Origin of the sequence: Maribellus comscasis (genome assembly GCF_009762775.1) — a bacterium.
Taxonomy (GTDB): Bacteria; Bacteroidota; Bacteroidia; order Bacteroidales; family Prolixibacteraceae; genus Draconibacterium; species Draconibacterium comscasis.
In genome coordinates this window covers 6767724-6787935 of record NZ_CP046401.1, presented here as the reverse complement: position 1 = coordinate 6787935, position 20212 = coordinate 6767724, and the positions used below count along the sequence as shown (strand labels likewise).

Here is a 20212-nt window from a genome sequence, read left to right as displayed (position 1 = left end):
ATTGTACTAGTCCAGGAAGATCTCGACAACAGGTATTTCGACATTTGGCTTGGTTACCGGCAGTATCAAATAAATATCGTCTGCATCCAACTCCATACGGGCTCCATGCATCGCAGGCTTATCAATCTTTATTTCCGAGGCATCGTGCAGAAATTGTGCGTATTTTATCTTGTCTTTGTAGCCGGATAATCGTAATGACTTCAACGGGTAATCCAGCAGGTGGATATACAGGCGTTTCGTTTCTGGATTATATGTTAGGACTGAATTATCCGGAATCTGAAATTCGTCCGGAGCTTGCGTACAGCTATAAACAGATCGGCTGTTGTATTTCATCCACTCACCCATTTTGCTCAGCGCTTCATCTGCCCTGTGGTCAAAGGTCCCGCGGGCTGTTGGCCCTACATTTAACAACAGGTTTCCGCCTTTACTAACCGATTCAATCAGAAGTACCAATAACTGTTTATTGTCTTTCCAAGTATATTCATCGCGGTAATATCCCCATGAACCTGAAAATGTTTGGCATGTTTCCCACGCGACTTTTTGACCATTAATTTCAGGCCATTTATCCACTTTGTACTGCTCGGGGGTCATAAAATCCCAGCCTCCATGGTAGTCCTGCAAATCAGCCCGGTCGTCGATCAAAATACCTGGTTGAAGTTCCCTTACCATCTTTACCAAATCTTCGGAGCCCCAGTCATCGCGGCCTTTACCAAATTCACCGGGAAATGAATAGTCAAGCCAGAGGATATCTATTTTTCCGTAATTGGTCAGTATTTCACGTACCTGGTTTTTAAGGTATTCACGGTAAACGGCCATATCCCGATCTTTATTTAGAGCATCGTATTCTTCTTTCGTTCCGGCTTGCTGGGGATGGACACGGTCGATAGTGTATTCCGGATGATGCCAGTCGATTAATGAATAGTAAAGCCCCACACCCAGCCCTTCAGCACGGAAAGCTTCAATCCATTCTTTGATAATATCTTTCCCGTAGGGTGTGTTGGTTACCTTGTAATCCGTAAATTTTGAATCAAACATGGTGAAACCTTCGTGATGTTTTGAGGTGATAACAGCATATTTCATTCCTGCGGCTTTAGCCTTTTTGGCCCATTCGGAAGGATCAAAAAGGTCGGGATTGAAAATATCAAAATATTTTTGGTAATCCTCATTAGTCATTTTTTCCCTCCTTTTTACCCACTCATGACGTGCTGCCTGTGCATATAAACCCCAGTGGATAAACATTCCGAAACGAGCGTCTGTCCACCATTCCATTCGTTCCTTTTTTTGCTCGGGTGTTTCATCCCATATCTTTTTCTGAGCTAAACAGGGATTTACTATATAAATAATTAGAATTAAGAGTAGTATTAAGTTCTTCATTTTTGTGCCTTTTAATTTTTGATATTGTTTCACTTTTTGAGTTTTCACTAAATTTATTTGTGTTTTTTAAAATTATTAAGGATATGTTAAAAGCTACTTAGTTAAAATATCTTCCAAGCAATCTGTTATCCACAATCTGCTTTCTTAGCTCAAAGAAATCCAGCGCACCTGACTGCCTCCAGACAATCTTACCTCCCGGTTCAACAATTATTGTATGTGGAATATTCCCCTGCCACTCCGGGTCAATATTTTCAATTAATTCATATGTGTTACCTGAACCGAAAATATAATTGTTGTTAAATGCCGCGTGTTTATCCAGAAGAAATTTATGCACTTTGTCTTTTTTTTCTATTCTATCAATATTAATTGTATACATCTCCAAATCACGCCACATATACATTCTATAAGTATCTATTAATTCGCTAAACTCTGAAACACAGGGTCCACACCATGTGGCCCATACATTAATCACACGAAGCTTGTCTGTATTATTTTGAACTAATTTTTTCAAATCTGAACCTGAAATTTCCTCAAACAAAACCTTATGATTTGCCCACCATTTATCATTATTATTCTTGTGATCAGTTTTCCATTTCCATTTAACAGAGCAACCAATAACTTTTGTTTGTTTCGGGTTCACTTCCTTTCCATCTAAAATTGCGTCTAAGGCATTTCTCAAGTCCTGTTGAGTTACTTCCTCTTCTTCCACGGAATCGTCAATTCTACCTACATACCGCAAAACTCTGCCTTTGTCGAAAACAAAAGTGTGAGGTGTTGAAACCGGCCCATATTTAAAAGATGTCTCAACAGTTTCACCATCATATAAAAACGGGAAATTGTAGCCTTTGTCTTTTGCTCTTATCTTCATATCTTCAAATGAATCTCCAACATCTGTATAACCTCTTTCTTCGAGCGCCATCGAATCAGGATTGTTAGGATTAATCATAACAACCTGTACTCCTTTATCGCGGTATTCCTTCTGAATTGAAATTATTCGATCCTGATATATCTGCGACGTTGGGCAATGAGGTGCGCTGAAAATTATTATCAAAATATCTTTGTCCTTAAAAGAAGACAGGGAATACATTTTATCGTCAGTCCCTTTTAAGTTAAAGTCGATAGCTTTTGCACCAGGTTCCAAAGTTTTTGGTTCTTCATGTTCCTGTGCAAAAACGGGAAACGTACTACAGAGCAACATTAGGATTATCAATTTTCTCATGATTCTAATTTTTAGTTATTCTTCATTTTATATCCTTTACATGAAATTCTTGTATCATCAATTTTTTAAATTTTTTGTACCTCTTTTTTCGACATTATCCCATCTTATATTACTGAATTTCAGTTATTTGATATTTCAGAATAGTGTTGACCTAACCGCAATAATGCTTCAACGTAATAGTAATCAGCATAAATAATTGAAGCATCTATTTCGCTTCCATTTGGATAATTGCCAGTGGAATGCATTAACATTGCTTTGTTTTTTTGCATGCTTAAATATTTGTCTGAGGAGATACGCTTAAGCAAACCAATAGCAGCATTTCTATATTTTATTTTTTGTTTTTCTTCTTTCATAAAAGTTGAAAGTTCAAGCATTCCAGAGGCTGCAATTGCCGCTGCAGATACATCCTTGGGGGCATTTGGAATTGCAGGATCATCAAAATCCCAATAAGGAATTCCATCCTCAGGTAGTTGTTCAATAAAAACATCCGCTAGCCGACAAGCAGTAGTCAGAAACTTTTCATCACCGGTTTCGCGGTATGTCATCGTAAATCCGTAAATACCCCATCCCTGACCACGGGCCCACATTGAGCTGTCGCTAAACCCCTGATGAGTTACGCCTTTTATAAAGTGTCCGTCTATGGTATCAAATATTGCAACATGATATGTAGTGAAATCCGGTCTTACGAGTGTCCTCATTGTTGTTTCAGCGTGCTTGACTGCAATGTCGTACAAATTATGCCTGTCACTATTTTTTGCCGCCCAAAACAGTAATTCAAGATTCATCATATTGTCAATTATCGTGTTGTGCGGCCAATTCATTTTTTCGCGCATTTGCGGCCATGATAATATTGTACCAACTTTGGGATTATACAAGGTAGCAAGTGAATCGGCTGCTGCCATAAGAATTTCATGATATTGCTTATCACCTGTCAATCGCAGGCCATTTCCCAAACTGCAATAAAACATAAATCCGAGATCATGATTGTAAACAGGCACATCCAATACACCCTTTAATACCTCAGAAAAAATTCTGGCATTTTCCAAAATCAGGCTGTCTCCCGATTTTTCGTAAGCATACCACAATATTCCCGGCCAAAAACCACTTGTCCAATCATAAATATCCACCTTGTTCCAGTTGGTTTGATTGTTTTCTATGTTTCTGGGTAGGCTATCGGTTGTTTTGAGACTATTCATTGTTATTTCTGCCTTTTTAACTGCATAATCCAGCATTTTGTCTATATCAAAGTCTTCCTTTGATATTTTGTTTGAGGAACAGGCTACCGTAAAAATCATAATTAATAAAATACCATAAACCGAATTTTTCATAATCATCTTTTTATAAAATCGTAGTTATTTGAAGTATTACACATAAAGTCAATCAAAATCATATTTCGTGGTAAGAATGAAAAGCTTTCTTTTTTACATTTCATTTATCATACAAAACACTCTCATTGTATTCTCCATACGCAGCAAATCCGGGGAATAAGGATTTACCATTTTTATCGAACAGCTGGATGGGTTTAAAAGTCGGATAACTGTCGAAAACATTTCCATTGCCAACTACGCGTGGATCACTTTGCCAAGTCAGCTCTCCTTCAAGCTTTATTCGAAGTTGTTTCAATTGCGTGCTAAAATCAGGATTATCAGACAGGTTATGAATACAGCCAGGATCATCAACAATATTATAAAGTTCTTCTGATGGACGTTTATCAACCATAAGATGAAAGAGCTTATTGGCCTTTGTGTTAACTTCCTTCTTGTTTAAAATTGTTATTCCGGAAAGCTTATTTAATTCACCGTCCAAAAACAAATCAGGATCTCCTGCCGGCCAACGATCCGGTTCAAAATTGCGCAGATATAAAAACGTATCTGTTCTTATTCCCCTAATCGGATAACCCAAATTATTGGCACGGGAATAATTATGACGTTCTTTTCCTGATAAAGCAAAGGTTCGGGTTTGATCAATTCTTCCCGATTTTTCGCTTAACAGTACATCTAAAAAGCTTTTTCCACTCGCATTGTTTAATGAATCAGAAATACCAGCAATTTCGAGGAAAGTAGGAGCAAAATCGTTAAAGCCAATAAAATCAGAGACATTTCTTTTAGGTTTTATTTGGTCTCCCCAACGAATTGCCAACGGAACATGAATTCCAAATTCGTACAGTTGAATTTTGGCTCTCGGGAAAGGCATTCCATTGTCACTTGTAACAACTATAACCGTATTATCAAGTTCTCCTGTTTTTTCCAGAAAGTTTATTATTTTCCCCAAATGACTATCAAACCATTCAATTTCCAATGCATAATCCAAAAGGTCCATTCTGGTAATATCGTCATCCAAAAGAAATGTTGGAACTTCCGCATCTTCCAGCTTTTTCCCGGCTTTCAAACCAGACCCTTTTTCATACCCACGATGGGGCTCAAACATACCGCACCAAAAGAAAAAAGGTTGACTCTCGGTTCGATTGCTCAAAAAATCAACAAAATTGGCTGTGTAATCGATATCGCTAATTCCACTGGTTGGAGGGGTATTTTTCAAATCAGAATAAGCCGTTCCTACGGGATTTTTATCCCATCCAGAATCCCTCCAGTTACCTGGGGCCCATGGTTTCCCGGTGTAACCAACCAGGTAACCGTTTTTCTCTAAGACTTCGGTAAACGAGGTAAATTTTCTTGGAAAATAACTGATATGGGAACCTGCTTCTTCCAACTGCCAAATATTTTTACCCGTAAGAATTGCAGCACGAGAAGGGCTACATGAAGGAGAAGCTGCGAAACAATTATCAAATAAAATTCCTTCGCTGGCAACTCTGTCAAAAGCAGGCGTATTTACAAATTTGCATTCGTATGCACTTGCATGTGGATAGGACTGATCATCAGAAATTACAAATAATATGTTTGGATGTTTAACAATTTTATCTTTACTACAATTCGAGTATAACAGCCAAACAACAATAAAAAAGGCAGATATTACGATTAATTTTACTATTGTTCTGGACAGCTTATTTTTCATCTCTATTCTTATTTATATCGTTATAGTAATACTCTCCTCTGTATACTTTACAAGTAACAGATAAACTTTTATTTCTGACAGTCTTCTCATCATTCCACGTTGAGATTATATTTTCCCTATTGATCATTACCTTTTGATTTAGTGATAATCAATTTTTATCCGGATCGTTACTTTTCAATCCCGTTAAATCAGATTTTACGGTTATCTTACCTTTTTCTGAAATTACTTTAGCAGAAAAGCTGTCACTCATCTCAACACTTAATGCCGTATTCAATTCAATTTCCTTTTCGGCTACATCGTTTACGAGCAAGTCCATTGGTCCTTCATTGTAAAAAACACAACCAATCATGTTGATGCGTGTTTTTTGATAATCTGGTAGAGCGCCGTTACTGTGAAAATGAATGCCATTATTTTTGATACTCGAATTTGTAATAGTCATCACATCTACTGGCGTGGCTATCTTAAACAAATCTGTTGGCCTATTATGCAACACACGGATATTTTCAAACAGGAGTTGTTCCTGTTTGGGAACTTCAGCACCCGGGTAATACGAGCGACTGAACTTGTTTTTATCAAAATGCACTGAAAACCCAATTCTTGGCTTTTCAAGAAAAATATCACGAAAAACCACATTTCGCACTCCTGCGGTGTAAGTGGAATCATTTTGTACAACTACCCAGTTTATTCCATCCAAAACCTTGGCACCACTCTCATGTGTGGGCCGAGTAACTGTTTTGTATACTTTTCCATCAGGTTCCATAAAAACCCGATAAACTTTTCCATTTGAAACAACCGCATCCGATTGCTGCACCTCCATGCCCGGTTTCCAGTCTATCCATCCCCCAGCCAAAATACGGCAAAAATAACCAACCGTATTTTCAGCATTTAAATCATGACAATTCTCCACAACCCCGTCCTCAATCCAACCAAGTTCCGGGTTACCCGTCGAATAATCATGTCCGTTGAGGGCAATTGCATCATCAAAGGTTTCGAAAACACCATCCCGTATGGTAAAGCGCTTACCCCTTCCCAGGTGAACTCCGTCTTTTTTACCTTTTATGATGACATCATCAACAATAATATCCTCGAAGGTGCATATTTGTATGGCATACTGTGCCTTACCCAAATCCATGCAACGGAAGCGTTCAATCCGCAAATCTTTTATATAAAAAAATGCCAGCTGACCACGAAGACCATAAATTTCACCCACATATATGTCCACGTCATTCACAATGATATTTAAGCCTTTAACAGTAATGTTTTCATCCCACTTTTTAGTCAATGCACCTTCGTTTAGAAGGACATAGGCAAATTTGCCCTGTTCATCCACTTTTTGCAGAAAAACATTGGCGCCAAACTCGAGCGAAGTATTGCTACGTAAATAAACAGTTCCCGCAATTTTGTAAGTGCCGGGCTGGCTAACCTGGATGGTTCCTCCATGATCAACTGCCCGTTGCAAAGCCTTCATGTTTTCAATGCCAGAATTTCCAACAGAAAAACCAAAAGCAGAAGCGTCAATAAAACTACTTTCAATTTCTTTTTGGATAGAGTTGGTGTTTTCTTTTGCTCTTACTGTTCCAAAAGAAACAATCAGACCAATAATAATAAGTACTATTTTATTTTTCATTTTAAAGCATAATTTTATGTCCATTCTTTTTGATGTATTCCTTTATTTAGTTTCCCATTTTAATTTTGCCAGGCTAATTTTCTGTAAGTCGGGTGTTGTAGAAGCTATATACCATTGTCCCTGGTACTTTAAAATTTCAGGTGCAGCAACGGGTAGTGTACAAATGATATTATGATCATCGTCAATTCCAAAATACATCGGATTAGTTGAGGCGTAAACGGTTGTTTGGCTGTCTTTCCCGTAAATCTGTGTTACAAATAAATAGTACACACCATATTCTTGCAGGTAAACTACAAACGGACATTCATCTGACGAGCTAGGGCTATTGCCTTTAAATGGTGGCGTATGCGAAACAACAACAGACTCACTCCAGTCTTTCAGATTTAACGATGTCCGACAGTATGCCCAACCATCATTCACCGATTCCATATGGCTAGTATAATAGCAGTAGTAAGTATTTCCTATTTTCAGTACCATTGGATCCCGTGCATGGCTCGAATTAAATGTGCTGTGTGCAACATTTTTATGTTCCTCTGAAAATAAATTTGGTTGTCCGTTTCCGCCTAAAACACGGGTAAAGTTTTTACCATCGGTACTTGTAGCCAGGCAAATACGCTTCCAGTCGCCATAAAACAAATTATATATATTGTTTTCCCTGAACACATAGGGAGCCTGCATTCCGCCTGGCGTTTCTCCGAGTAACGGTTCTGCAACCCATTTAATACCCTTTGGTTCCCAATTTACTGAAGTTAAAGAATTTCCTTCCCAACCATATAAGAATCTTGTTGTATAGTTGGTTCCCGGAAACCTGGAATTTCGAATACACGACCATAATTGCCAGGTGCCGTCAGCAGCCTGCCAGATTCCAAAATCAACCGGTTGCTGATGAGGTGAATTATATTCTCCGATATCAGGATTTGTTGCAATGGTCCACCAGTCTCCATCAATTTTTGGTACTGGTATTTCATTTTTTTGACTGTCCTGGGCAAAGGCAAAATCCGTCCCAAACAACATAGCTGCAAGACAAATTATTGACATAAGTTTGAGTTGTGATTTATCTATTTTTTTCATTTCAATATTTTTTGATAAAAAATCCGTCAAAAAAAATTAACTGTATGTTATTTTAAAACAGTTTATTAATCTCATCAATACTTAATGCCCGTTTGTATACCTTAACATTGTCTATTAAACCAATAAGTCCTTCATGAGTATCTGCATAGCCAATTTGAAAGTATCGTGTATTATTTGAAATATCACCTGCACCGGGAAGTGTTCCTTGTAAAACTCCATTAAAATAAATGGTACTTTTGCTTCCATCATATACAGCGGCAAGGTGAACCCATTCATTGAGCGGAATATCATCAAAAGAGCTTAGTTCGCCCTTACATTTAAACACCAGTTTGCCATTTCTAATGTAAAGTTCCCAAGGATTATTATGGTCATAATTGGTCTTGCACAAAATGCGAGCTCCTTCCTGTGCATTAAAAAGCTTAATCCATACACTCATCGATAGTTCATTAAAAGCACCATTGAGCGAACTATCTGATCTAACGATCACAACATCGTTGCCACCATACAGCCTTACTGCTTTCCCATGTTTACCTTCTACCCGTTTAGCTCCAAGTTCAAGGTATGCTACATTATCATAACGGGAGTAATCATATGCAGTAATACCGTCAGGCTCGTTAAACGGTAAGTCAAGAATTAAATCCTCGTCATTAAGAATTTCGTTAACAACGTGGAATTGTGTAGTTAATTTATCCGTTTTGTTACATGAATCGGTTACGGTTAATGATACCTTATAAGTTCCAGGTTTCGTAAAGGTGTGGTTTACTTTGGATGTCGAGCTAGACACACCGTCTCCAAATTTCCATAGGTAATGCAAATTAAAGCCATATGACATTGATCCGTCAAGAGCAACTGTCATTGGAGCAACTCCATTCCGACAGTTTCGTTTATCTACTTTATGAGCGTCAAAAAGTGCAATTGGTCCATCTGGTACATTTGTTATTATCTTGAAGTCATCAGCCTGTACCCGTGTCTCATTTGGTCCCAGTTGCGTCATCAAACCAACTTTTAATGGCAGGTCTGATCGAACCATTAAAGGATATTCACCTGCATAGTTCCAGATTAAGCTTCCATTCCTTCTATAAAAAGCCACCAAATTTTTACCTTCCACTGCAATTTTTAAATCATGCTTTGTATATTCTTCGGGAAGAAGAATATGTATTGTATGGCCACTTATATTGTGTTCCTGTAAAAATCCAATACTCAATCCTTGCCTAAGGTTTTCTACTACGAGTTTAACATAATCGTCATCGCTGTAGTACCATATTAAGCCAACCTGAGCACCAGAGTTATTATAGTTAGCCATATTAACTGTAACTTCGGTTGAAGGATTTAATCCCAAGGAAGGAGCACTACGCAAAAGAAGTGGAATATTACCATTATATTCCCGCCAAATTGTTTTTCTACAAAAAGCCCAATCGAGCTGTCCATTTACTATTTTCCAGTCGGTACCGGACTCACGAATCCACTCCCAACCGCGAGACTCAAGATTTGTATCTGAAAAGGTTTCATTAAAAGATAAATCAGCAGGGAAACATTCAATTATAGAAATAATTATGAAGTACAATATGACCTTAATTCGTTTAACCATTTTGATTTCATTATTTGTTGAGTCAAGAATATGTTTTACTTTCTTTTACTATTATTTTTAGTTTCCTATTTTAATTTTGCCAGACTAATTTCCTGTAAGTAGGATGTTGTAGAAGCGATATTTATACTTTTATCATTTCAGCTATTAATTTCAGTGAAGACTCATAATGCGTCCAAAAGGAAATTAGCTACATGAGACTTCAGTCTAAAACAGGTTTTTCAACTCCAGAAACAATTACTTTATCAATATCAATATCTCCATAAACCACATCAACTTCAGGTTCGCCATTTATCAGGCTTACATTTCCAAATCCGGTTTCGGTGGATAAAAAGCTAACAAAGTCTCCGATTTTTGAGTCGATAAACAGTGTTCGGTCAACTGCATCATACCGTACTCCTGTCAAGCCCTGAAGCAGGCCGTAACTGGCCATTGCGCGTGCATACCAGTGCCCGCATTCGTATTCATTAAAAGGGTTCCTCGTTCTTCCATCATATCGTTTACGAACTTCCTGCACAATCTCCAGTCCTTTTTCTACTTCACCCATCATCATTAAATGAGAAGCGACCTGGTACTCAATGCCTGTCCAAACTTCGCTGCTGTATACAAATGGCAATGACAATTTACCTCCTTTAGGCCATGAACAAATTAATAATCCGCCTTCTTTACCAACAGCATATCCCGGACGTTGCGGATTTACATGGTCAGACAGATCTGTTTTAAAATTATAGTTGTAAACGGCGTTCAAATGGCTTAAAACTTTCTCATTATCAACAAAATTGCCCAACCCGCAAACGCTTCCAATCCAGCAACCCAATATCCCATCAGAAAGGCATCCTGTTCCATATTGATACTTTGGCCCTTCTTTTTCAAGAAGTTCAATTGCCTCAGAAGAATAATTCATGTTGATTCCTATCTGTGCCTTCATTACCGGGTCTTTTGCCTCTAGTTCTTTCCATTTGATTTCCTGAATAAAGTACTCACCATCATACAACTCTGCTTCCAAATATTCTTTTCCTTTATTAAATAGGCTCTCGTATTCTGATATATTTTCATTTACCGCGTTGCCCATTTCAATAATTGCTCGAAGCGCTCCCAAATAAAAACTGGTACACATTCCGTCCGGCCCCCAAAATTCAATATCATAGGTGTTATGATGCGGCTCTTCTATTAGACCTTTTCTTTTAGGGTCCCAGGTTGCAATACAATAATCCAGGCTTTGTTTTATCCTCGGATAAAGTGATTTCATCCATTTCGTATCGCCTGAAATACGCCACTCCCGGTAAGCTTTCATAATTCCTCCAAGTTGTCCATCGGCAGCAGCATAAAAATCATGTGATGGTGTCTCAATGGGGAGTGGCGATCTGAACACCTGGTGCCCTTTATCATCCTGAGCGATTTCAAATTCAGTTTCACGTAAACTTCGCTCAAGTTTTGGGAAAAGATGAGGTATTGCCTGTGCATAATTCCAGACATGCGTACAAGAACCATAGCAACAACCAGCGGCATCATGACAGCCTTCCCAGGCCCAAAGTTTTCCGTTCTTAACACGTAAAACGGTTGGCGATTTCAGAATTGTAAGATTTGCCGCAATGGCTTCGATAACCTCCGGAGGCAAATTACTCTTATAAAATGAATTAGTAAAAAGTTCACTTTTGTACCGCAATTCGTCATAATTCATTTTCCAGTATCGGGTCAATCCGCTGATGTCCTTGAATCGTCCGGCATACCAGGGCTCATAATAAATTTCGCTCATATCGGTACAACAGCCGGTAGATGGGTCACAATTCTGGCTAATCGTATTAGCGACAGTCTTCTCGTCAACAGCCGGCAACCCTTCCCGAATTTCGGAATGAGGAACATACCATGCCATCATAACTTTAATGGTCTTCTTTTCTCCAGGTTTTAATTTGAAGGGAACATAAATTGAAGCACCCGGTGAATTAACTGTTGTTGTATCTTCCTTAAAAGTAAAACTTTGGATGTCGTCCCAGAGCATTGTTCTGGAATCGAACCAGCCTCCGCGAAACCAGCAAAGATCAACAATAGCATCGTTATTATCGGTGAAAATTGCAAAATCGCCTTTTAATGCAGGCTGATCGGGCAAACAACTTTGACTTAGTAAAAATCCATTATTAATGCCCGAAATAGTTTTCTTGGCATTTGTTCCATCTATTGCCATAAAATTTCTGGAATGAAAGGAGAAATTTGCTTCAATCTCCTTGTTACCGGTGTTTTTAAAAGTGTATTCCAAACCACCAACAGGTAAACTTGAATTGTCTTCATCTATTGGAATAAAGGGACTCCAGCCCCTTAAACTAATGTCCATAGGTATGTCATCGTCATTAAATTTTATTGTTGCAAATGGAAAACGTGTAGCAAATGTGACATTGTCGAAACGGGGAAGCCCGTAATGTCCCCAGCCATTTCCTGATCCCCTGTTGCCAAAAATTTTCGATTTAGTAACCGGCCCTTCCAATACTTTAGCTCCATTTTCCAGCCCTTTTATCGCAATTGCAGCCATAATAAACGGGTTGTTAAAAATGTTTGGTTGGTTTCGGACCGAAACATGTGAAATTTTTCCTGTTCCTTCCAAACATACCATACCTGCACCAATACCTCCAATAGGAAAAGCAAGATGGTTCAGATTATCACCGGAATACTCACTGTTAAATTCTCTTTCAGCATTCTTCCGAGATTGTTTTGACGTACAAGAGACAAAACTCAGCAAAACCAAAACGATAATTATTTTTTGCTTCATAGCAATTTAGTTTTAGGTTGATCTATTTTTTAAAGTCAAAATCCAGTTTGTTCGGTTTATCATCATATACAATTGCGTGCCTGAATGGCATCTCATATTTCAATGATGGATTCCGTATCTTAATTAAAACATGGTGTCTGGTTCTTGGCAATTCATATCTCCAGCAGAGAACATATCTCCTTTTATTAAACTCTGTTGGAATTTTGGCTTCCTCTACTAATTTCCCATTAATATAAAGTTCAATTTCAAAAACGTAATTCTCTTCGTAATTTACGCCATTCGGTGGTGCAGCTAATACAAATCCAATCCCTTCAAACTCAAATTCAATATTATTTCCAACTTTTGATGGAATTATTGATTGGGTTGGGTAATGTCCCTTAAATGAAACCTCTAATGGTATTTCAACTGGTCCCTGTGTTTTAATTATCAGCTCATTCTCTGTAATGTTTCCTCCATTTCTAACTATCATTTGTTCAGCGTGTTTGTATGACAGTTGATAGGCTTTAGAAAGTGAGATTTCAGTACCGTAAAAGGGGATATTTTCCACCTTGTCCAGTCCCTGTTTCCAATAGTCGGGAATATTTTTAAAACCAGTTATGGCTCCTAATATTCCGCCTGCTGTAGCGGGGTTACAATCAGCATCGTCGCCGCAACGTGTGGCAATCTCGAAAGTTTTAGTAAAATCTCCTTCGCCAAAAAGCAATCCGATAACAACCCAGGCAGCATTAATTTTTGCGTCAATGTTAAACGGTTTAAAAACACCTATTGGATTACCTATATCTTCACTCCATTTTCGACTGACTTTAAACCATGCGAGTTTCCAATCATGCGGATTTTCTTCATAACTTAAAATAACATCTTGAATACATTGAGCAAACTGGCTTTCAGGTGGAATTACTGACAGGGCCTTCTGCACGATGTTTTTTATATCTTTCGTATCGTTCGAAACCATCGCCATAGAATACAGCCCGGCTACAAAAACTCCCCCGTAATAACCATCGCCATAGTTCATGATATGGCCTACCTTATCGCAAATCTCAACCGCTGAATTTATCATGCCGGGAGCCATAATTCCTGCAAAGTCAGCTTCTATCTGAAAATCTATATCGTCGGCACATGGGTTATTGAGCCAGTGGCCTGAAGCCGGTGGCTTTAAGCCGTTCATAATATTGTACCTCCCCATTTGATTGGCATTCCAGAGTTTGTAATCAGCATAGGTAAAGGCATCGGCAAATGACTGCGCCGGGGCATCAATTCCCTCTTTCTCAATTACATCTACAAAAGTGAGATCCATGTATATGTCATCGTAAGTTCCGGGGGTATGGGTATATTCATTTATCAGGGAATTTTCGTTATAATCAAGCTTTAAGTAGTCCGGAACCATCATGGTATTGAACTTGAACTCAACAGGAATTCCAAAAGTTACCCCAATGGTTTGGGCGGCCCAGGCACCTTTAACTTTATCCATTAAAACCTCTTTTTTCATCACAATTTCAGAGGACTCCCCACTACTATTCCGGGCACTCATACTTGAGTGTAAAAAGAGTATGAATATTCCTATCAGAAGCACTTTATTATTTATCATAGTTTCACAATTTTATATCCACTTGTCCTTTTCAATTTTATCCACCAGATTGCAAAAACAACAAAAGCCAGCGCGGGCAGCCATGATACGATGAAAAACGCATGTGCAAGGCCATATGAACTTCCCAACGATCCAATTTGCGGAATCCAGACACTGACACCCAACATCCCGACAAACCCGGTAAGGCCAATGGTTAGCCCTCCGCCATCAGGATGCAGTTCAGCGGCTAACGAATACATGGTTGGCCACATATAGCACACTCCCAGGTAGAACACCGTTGCTGAAGCGTATATGAAGGCTATATTTTGTGATTTTGCTGCTTGCGATAACAAGATTAATCCAATTGAAGCAAGTATGGCAGAAACTGTCATTATTCCGACCGGATTAATTGCCTTAGCCAGCGGCCCGGCAAAAAACCGCAGGAAAAACATGATAAAACTGCCATACACAAGAATTAGCGTTCCGCTGGCATTGGCATATTCCTTAAACATGGTTTCCAGCCACTGGTTTGGGGCAAGTTCTGATGATGCGGTTAAGGACATGCAAAACAGCAGGATAAGAAACCCCGGCTTTAAAGCTGACCTGAACATTTTTGTATTTGAAACATTGGCATTAACCCGTTCTGTTTGGGGGAATGTTTTATTGAAAATCAGAAAGCCATAAATAACAACAGGAACAACCATGATTAACATGTAGGCTTGCCAGGGCGCGGAAAACGTATCCAGAACAAACCTGCTGAACAAACCGCCGATAATCAAACCAGCCGGCCACCAGGCATGCAGAATGTTAAGCATCTTTGTTTTTTGGGTTGGATATTGAGCAGCACATAATGGATTTATAGTTGTTTCAAGAATTCCCCAACCAAAACCGGCCATGGTCATCGCTATTAACATGATTGTAGCATTTTCACTTACGATAAAACCGACAATCCCAAGCATCTGAAATACCCATGCTAGGATCATCCCGCGTTTAAGCCCAAACCAGTCGATTAACGGCGAAAAAATGAGCAGGGCAAGGGCCGTCCCCTTAAATGCCCAGCCGGAGATATTGCCGAATTCTGCTGTGGTGAGAATTTGTTCTTCCTGGATTAAGATGTGCCCCAAATGCTCTCTTGAAATAAATATCAGCGCAGCAGACATAAGAGAAAGGCAACTGGCATAAAATAGTTGTTTGTTCGTCTTATCGTTCATGATTAGAAAGTATTAAATAATTATGCTTGTTTATTGCTGCATCCATCTGAGCTCTGCTAGTGTCACACCGTGTGTATTAAGTACATGTTGATCCTCGGGGCCGCATGATGAAATATAAGTTACGCCACCGTAATTAAATATTTCAGCGGCATGGCTAAAAAGAGTCGTAATTACGTTCTTTTCGTAATCAAAAAATTCTGGTGTATCAGAAACAACAACTATTGTTTCGGCATATCTTCTGTGTGCGTATGTAAAAAACAGGTACCATAAATCTCCCCTTTGTATAAATACGGGAGATTCTACTCCACTCCATTTTACATCATCTGTAATTTTTAATACTGTTTTTGGATCTTCAAAATTTTCAAAGTCAGCAGTTTTAATTCGAATCACCTGTGATTCATTTGTTTTGCCCAGTTTTTTGGTGGTTACAAGGTGTATCCAGTATTTACCATCGGCACCTTTTATGATATGAGGGTCGCGTGTACCTTCCCATATAACATTTGACAAAATGCGCTTCCTGGTTCGTTTCCAATTGTACAAATCTTCTGACCAACAAACTTCAAGCCCTCTAAAATCAGAAGGTCCGGTTTGTATTACCATCACCCATCTTTGTGATTCTTCGTGCCAGATAACAAAAGGCGCACCCAAATACTCTGCTTTTTCATCAAATATAAATGGCAATCTCTCCCAAGGTCCATTAGGATTTTTGGCTATCAAATGTCCGGTAAAAGGATGACTTTGGTAAAGTTGGCTACGTTCATCAGGCAGAGGATTATTAATACCGAACCAATGTATGGTGCTGTCCTTGTCAACAACAAAACAATGATCATTTGTATACCACTTGTTGGGGTCTGTATCAGGATTTGGGTTCGCATCTATAATGTGCTTGCTCTCTCCGAAAATATAGGGTATTTCAGCGCGACTTAACAGACTCGAATGTTCACGTTTATCGCTACATCCCAAAATTAAAAAGAGTGTATTCAACAAAAAAATATTCCGAATGTTAATCATAGTTTTAACTTTTAACCATTATTATTTAAAACTTCCTATATCTGACTCAACTGCGTTTACAAATCTTAGATTGTCCATAACGCTACAAACTTTTTGATTGATAATCTTCCTCTTTGTTCTCAAATTTTTCTAACTGATTTTCAACTGGGACAACTGTTGATTGATGCTCTTTAAGCAAAACCTTCATCTCCTGAATTATATGAGGATGTTTATCTGATATGTTATATTTCTCTGAAGGGTCTACATTTAAGTCATACAATAGCGGAGGATTGTGAGATATCGTTTCGTTTGAACCGTATTCATCCTTTGTTTTAAAATGTGCCTTGAAAGATCCATTCCGAATTGCATAGACTTCGGTATCACGATAGTAATAAATTATGTTTCTTTCACTTTTTTCACCACTAAATAAAACGGGAGATAGATCAAAACCATCATAAATCCGATCCTTATCCAATTCAATGCCGGTTAGGCTGCATATTGTAGGGAGTAAATCCAAGGTAGAACCAATATCCATTACAATCCGGTGTTCGATTTTTCCAGGCCACCAAAACACGGTCGGTTCCCGCATTCCTCCTTCAAACGTTCCTCCCTTTCCACCTCTCAACAAACCGGCACTCCCACCAAATTCGTTGAAAATCAGCCAAGGCCCATTATCAGATGTAAAAACCACCATGGTATTTTCATCTAAACCACTTTCTTCTAATTTATCCAGAATCCTTCCTATGCTCCAATCCAATTCTTCAATTACGTCTCCATAAACTCCACGAAGACTCTTATTTGCAAAATCTTCTGATCTGAAGAGCGGGACATGTGGCATTGAATGTGCCAGATAAAGAAAAAAAGGTTTACTCTTGTTCTCATCAATAAAATTGATTGCTTCCTTAGTATATCTTTTAGTAATTGTTTCTTGATTTGCTGGTCGTTCAATAATCTCTGAATTACGCATGAGAGGTACATTAAAGTATTCAACTTTCGGATCGATGCATGATTCATAAGGTTTTACACCTTCTTCCCTATCCATATCATTGCTGTATGGTATGCCAAAATAATAATCAAATCCATGTGCATTAGGACTATATTGTGGCAAATGTCCCAAATGCCATTTGCCAATACAAGCTGTTGAATAGCCTTTTGTTTTTAACGCTTTGGCAATCGTAATCTCACTTGGTGGCAATCCGCCTTCTGAATCAGGAAACAAAACCCTTCTGTTTTCGCTACACATCCCTGAACGTATCGGTAATCGCCCTGTAAGTATTCCTGCCCTACTTGGGGTACAAACTGGTGCCGCGACATAGAAGTTTGTCCATTTTTGTCCCTCTTCAGCCATTTTATCCAAATTGGGCGTATGGATAGTTGGGTGCCCAAATGGTCCGATATCGCCATAACCAAGGTCATCGCAGAAGAAGATAATGACATTAGGAAACTGGTCTTTTTCCAAAATTTTTTCTCTACATCCAACGCTAAAAAGCAACAATAATATTGACAGTTTCAATAAATTATTTTTTTTCATATTTCTTTGTATCTGTTTTAAAGTTTCTCGTTCATATTTTTTCATTATTCAACTTCTTTCGCGAATTCAATATCAGCTTCCACATCTTTTAAATAGTCACTCCAATGAAAAGTACCATCGAAATGCGTACCTGAATACGGCATCTCTTGATACCGGTCAGCTGTAAGCTTGATCACATTTTTCCAGTGACCCAAGCATTTTTCCAATAAGCTTATCGCTTTTCGTTTATCCATCTCCTGTTTTTTTGTAATGTATGTTTGAAGTGCAACTCCTGCCCGAATTTTATCTGCGAAATAGAAACCAAGGTTACACCAGGTGGCAATGTCATCCAACTCAGATTTTAAAGCTGGATTACTATCAGATGTATTAATTCCGTTGATTATTGAAAGAGCTTCGTTGCATTCTTCATCAATAGTGTTTGCAAGCTGCAAAGGAGTGATGATTTCACCACTGATGAAACTTCCACCATTCAACTTATCCACATAATCAATTATATTCAGGTATTTCGGGTCAAGCGTTTCATGCTTAATCAATTCCTCAATGGATATAAAAGGCGACTTCCCATCACTAAAACCAACCGGTGATACCGACAAAAACCCTTCACTGTATAATGTGAAATCCCAGGTAGCTTTGTAAAATGTAGCTATAAGTTCCGGAACTTTTGAGGCCAGCGTATATGCATTTAGCAATTTTAAGGGCTCTGCATTTTGATATCGCTTGTTAAATTCTTTGGCAAGTGCTTCGTCGGATTCATTTGGATTGTACATCAACCTTCCCCACAAATGGTAAAACAACCACTGTTTTTCAAATGCATACTTCCACGTTTTATCAGGGTGAGGATCAATATGTGAATAATCTTTTGCCGGAATATAACATTCAGAACCAACAAAATAACCGTCAACATATTCGTGGTTATTAATCTTGATATGCGATCTAATAAACTCAGGATCTCCCCACCTAAGGACAAAGAAATCTTCGTTTCTGATCATCCATGCTATAAAATAGTTTTCAGGCATTGGATACCAGAAATCTTTCTCAATTGTCCCCTGATGGTTAGCATGAGTAAGCAATAATTTGGGGCTGGAATGCCCGTGCGACCAGTTGAACTTTACTTCTACAATTGTTTTTTCAGGCAAATCAGCTTTATCAATTACCCTTCTCATCTCTTTTGGAGCGCCCGCCAATACAGCCCTGTGTATAAATTTTACTTTTCTGTTTGCATTAGCTATTCCCTGGATGAATGTATCCTCTATCCAATCTTCACGTTCGGAAGGTGTCATATATTCAACCCCATGATTTCCCATCCAGTCGGCTAATGTCACACCAAGCCCTGTAAGATCCTCGTATTCATTTATCAGCTGGGTCACCGACTCGCGTGTATATGTTTTTACAAGATCCGATGTGTCACCGTATTGTCTGGTTTCATATGCTTTTGCAAATTCCGGAGAAACCACAATATTCCAGTTGACCATATAAGTTTCAATGCCTCTGTTTTTAGCCATTTTAAACAAGGCTTTCCAGAACAACTGCCACTCTTCAAGTTCCTCCTCGCTTAGTAGTGTGGCCATGGGAAAATTTGCGGCTCTGATCATATTTGTAAAAGGATGGCGGTTCCACAGCGTCAATGCATTGAGCCTGTTTTTAACCATCATATCTAAAAAAGCTTCCCAAAATTCCAGATCTTTGCACGTTTCAACATGAACTTCTGTTGAAGGACCTCCCCGATACGACGACCAGGGCAAATTAAATTTTATGGCCCGAAATGATATTGCGGGATTAACATGTTTCTCTTCGATTTTATCCAGGGAAATTCCACTTTTCAACTGTTCTGTTATATCCAGAATTCCGTACAAACAGCCTCTTTCCGTTGCACCAATTACATAAACTTTGTTCTTTTCCCGTTTTATTTTATAACCATCATTTGTTATATCCTGATGATGAACTTTAAAAATAGCCTCTGCTTCCTGATTGGGATAGAACCCAGGTGTTAAAATAAAAACAGAAGGCTGGTTTTGGGTTTCAGGCTCGTGGCTAATATCATATGTTGAAATGTCTATTTGGTCAGCGAATTTTGAAATTCCGTACTTTAGAATCGGTGAGGATTTAGGAAAATATACGCGAACAACATTCTCTCCCTGACATGAAATAATGCCAGGTAAAAAAATAAATAGGAATATTTTAGCGTATTTGATCATAATTCTAACTCTTTATATTTGAACACATTAATATTTATTCCAAATAAATAATATCTAAAGTTTCACAATATC

13 protein-coding genes are annotated in these 20212 nt (G+C 38.5%); all 13 read right to left on the bottom strand.

Annotated features, from left to right (window positions below; genetic code table 11):
* Nucleotides 1-6 precede the first annotated feature (6 nt).
* Entirely contained in the window at nucleotides 7-1374 is a 1368-nt protein-coding gene (locus GM418_RS27260) for an alpha-L-fucosidase (RefSeq protein ID WP_158870881.1), read from the bottom strand.
* A gap of 97 nt (nucleotides 1375-1471) precedes the next feature.
* Nucleotides 1472-2593, bottom strand: a complete 1122-nt coding sequence (locus GM418_RS27255) for a redoxin domain-containing protein (protein WP_158870879.1) — start codon at nucleotides 2591-2593, stop codon at nucleotides 1472-1474.
* 119 nt (nucleotides 2594-2712) lie between these two features.
* On the bottom strand, nucleotides 2713-3921 hold the full coding sequence (locus tag GM418_RS27250; protein WP_158870877.1) for a glycoside hydrolase family 88 protein: 1209 nt from the start codon (nucleotides 3919-3921) through the stop codon (nucleotides 2713-2715).
* Nucleotides 3922-4021: 100 nt separating this feature from the next.
* Entirely contained in the window at nucleotides 4022-5605 is a 1584-nt protein-coding gene (locus GM418_RS27245; RefSeq protein WP_158870875.1) for a sulfatase family protein, read from the bottom strand.
* A 148-nt stretch (nucleotides 5606-5753) separates the two neighbouring features.
* Nucleotides 5754-7232, bottom strand: coding sequence for a glycoside hydrolase family protein (locus GM418_RS27240; RefSeq protein WP_158870873.1), 1479 nt, complete (start codon nucleotides 7230-7232; stop codon nucleotides 5754-5756).
* A 42-nt stretch (nucleotides 7233-7274) separates the two neighbouring features.
* Nucleotides 7275-8303 carry a glycoside hydrolase family protein gene (locus GM418_RS27235; protein ID WP_158870871.1) on the bottom strand — a complete coding sequence of 343 codons (1029 nt, stop codon included), beginning with the start codon at nucleotides 8301-8303 and terminating at the stop codon, nucleotides 7275-7277.
* 52 nt (nucleotides 8304-8355) lie between these two features.
* Nucleotides 8356-9891, bottom strand: coding sequence for a LamG-like jellyroll fold domain-containing protein (locus GM418_RS27230; protein WP_158870869.1), 1536 nt, complete (start codon nucleotides 9889-9891; stop codon nucleotides 8356-8358).
* Nucleotides 9892-10090: 199 nt separating this feature from the next.
* Nucleotides 10091-12649 carry a GH116 family glycosyl hydrolase gene (locus tag GM418_RS27225; RefSeq protein ID WP_158870867.1) on the bottom strand — a complete coding sequence of 853 codons (2559 nt, stop codon included), beginning with the start codon at nucleotides 12647-12649 and terminating at the stop codon, nucleotides 10091-10093.
* A 22-nt stretch (nucleotides 12650-12671) separates the two neighbouring features.
* Nucleotides 12672-14234, bottom strand: coding sequence for an ADP-ribosylglycohydrolase family protein (locus GM418_RS27220; protein ID WP_217447611.1), 1563 nt, complete (start codon nucleotides 14232-14234; stop codon nucleotides 12672-12674).
* Nucleotides 14231-15424 (bottom strand): MFS transporter, encoded by a 1194-nt coding sequence (locus GM418_RS27215; RefSeq protein WP_158870865.1) that lies wholly within the window; start codon nucleotides 15422-15424, stop codon nucleotides 14231-14233. Before GM418_RS27215 ends, GM418_RS27220 begins: the two co-directional genes overlap by 4 nt.
* Before the next feature lie 30 nt (nucleotides 15425-15454).
* Nucleotides 15455-16435 (bottom strand): glycoside hydrolase family protein, encoded by a 981-nt coding sequence (locus GM418_RS27210; protein ID WP_158870863.1) that lies wholly within the window; start codon nucleotides 16433-16435, stop codon nucleotides 15455-15457.
* 82 nt (nucleotides 16436-16517) lie between these two features.
* Nucleotides 16518-17945 carry a sulfatase family protein gene (locus tag GM418_RS27205; RefSeq protein ID WP_158870861.1) on the bottom strand — a complete coding sequence of 476 codons (1428 nt, stop codon included), beginning with the start codon at nucleotides 17943-17945 and terminating at the stop codon, nucleotides 16518-16520.
* 44 nt (nucleotides 17946-17989) lie between these two features.
* On the bottom strand, nucleotides 17990-20140 hold the full coding sequence (locus GM418_RS27200) for an alpha-glucuronidase family glycosyl hydrolase (protein ID WP_158870859.1): 2151 nt from the start codon (nucleotides 20138-20140) through the stop codon (nucleotides 17990-17992).
* Nucleotides 20141-20212: the final 72 nt, after the last annotated feature.

Coding starts and splice junctions, on each gene's coding strand:
- GM418_RS27260 (WP_158870881.1), bottom strand. CDS start 1,374: ATGAAGAACTTAATACTACTCTTAATTCTAATTATTTATATAGTAAAT.
- GM418_RS27255 (WP_158870879.1), bottom strand. CDS start 2,593: ATGAGAAAATTGATAATCCTAATGTTGCTCTGTAGTACGTTTCCCGTT.
- GM418_RS27250 (WP_158870877.1), bottom strand. CDS start 3,921: ATGAAAAATTCGGTTTATGGTATTTTATTAATTATGATTTTTACGGTA.
- GM418_RS27245 (WP_158870875.1), bottom strand. CDS start 5,605: ATGAAAAATAAGCTGTCCAGAACAATAGTAAAATTAATCGTAATATCT.
- GM418_RS27240 (WP_158870873.1), bottom strand. CDS start 7,232: ATGAAAAATAAAATAGTACTTATTATTATTGGTCTGATTGTTTCTTTT.
- GM418_RS27235 (WP_158870871.1), bottom strand. CDS start 8,303: ATGAAAAAAATAGATAAATCACAACTCAAACTTATGTCAATAATTTGT.
- GM418_RS27230 (WP_158870869.1), bottom strand. CDS start 9,891: ATGGTTAAACGAATTAAGGTCATATTGTACTTCATAATTATTTCTATA.
- GM418_RS27225 (WP_158870867.1), bottom strand. CDS start 12,649: ATGAAGCAAAAAATAATTATCGTTTTGGTTTTGCTGAGTTTTGTCTCT.
- GM418_RS27220 (WP_217447611.1), bottom strand. CDS start 14,234: ATGATAAATAATAAAGTGCTTCTGATAGGAATATTCATACTCTTTTTA.
- GM418_RS27215 (WP_158870865.1), bottom strand. CDS start 15,424: ATGAACGATAAGACGAACAAACAACTATTTTATGCCAGTTGCCTTTCT.
- GM418_RS27210 (WP_158870863.1), bottom strand. CDS start 16,435: ATGATTAACATTCGGAATATTTTTTTGTTGAATACACTCTTTTTAATT.
- GM418_RS27205 (WP_158870861.1), bottom strand. CDS start 17,945: ATGAAAAAAAATAATTTATTGAAACTGTCAATATTATTGTTGCTTTTT.
- GM418_RS27200 (WP_158870859.1), bottom strand. CDS start 20,140: ATGATCAAATACGCTAAAATATTCCTATTTATTTTTTTACCTGGCATT.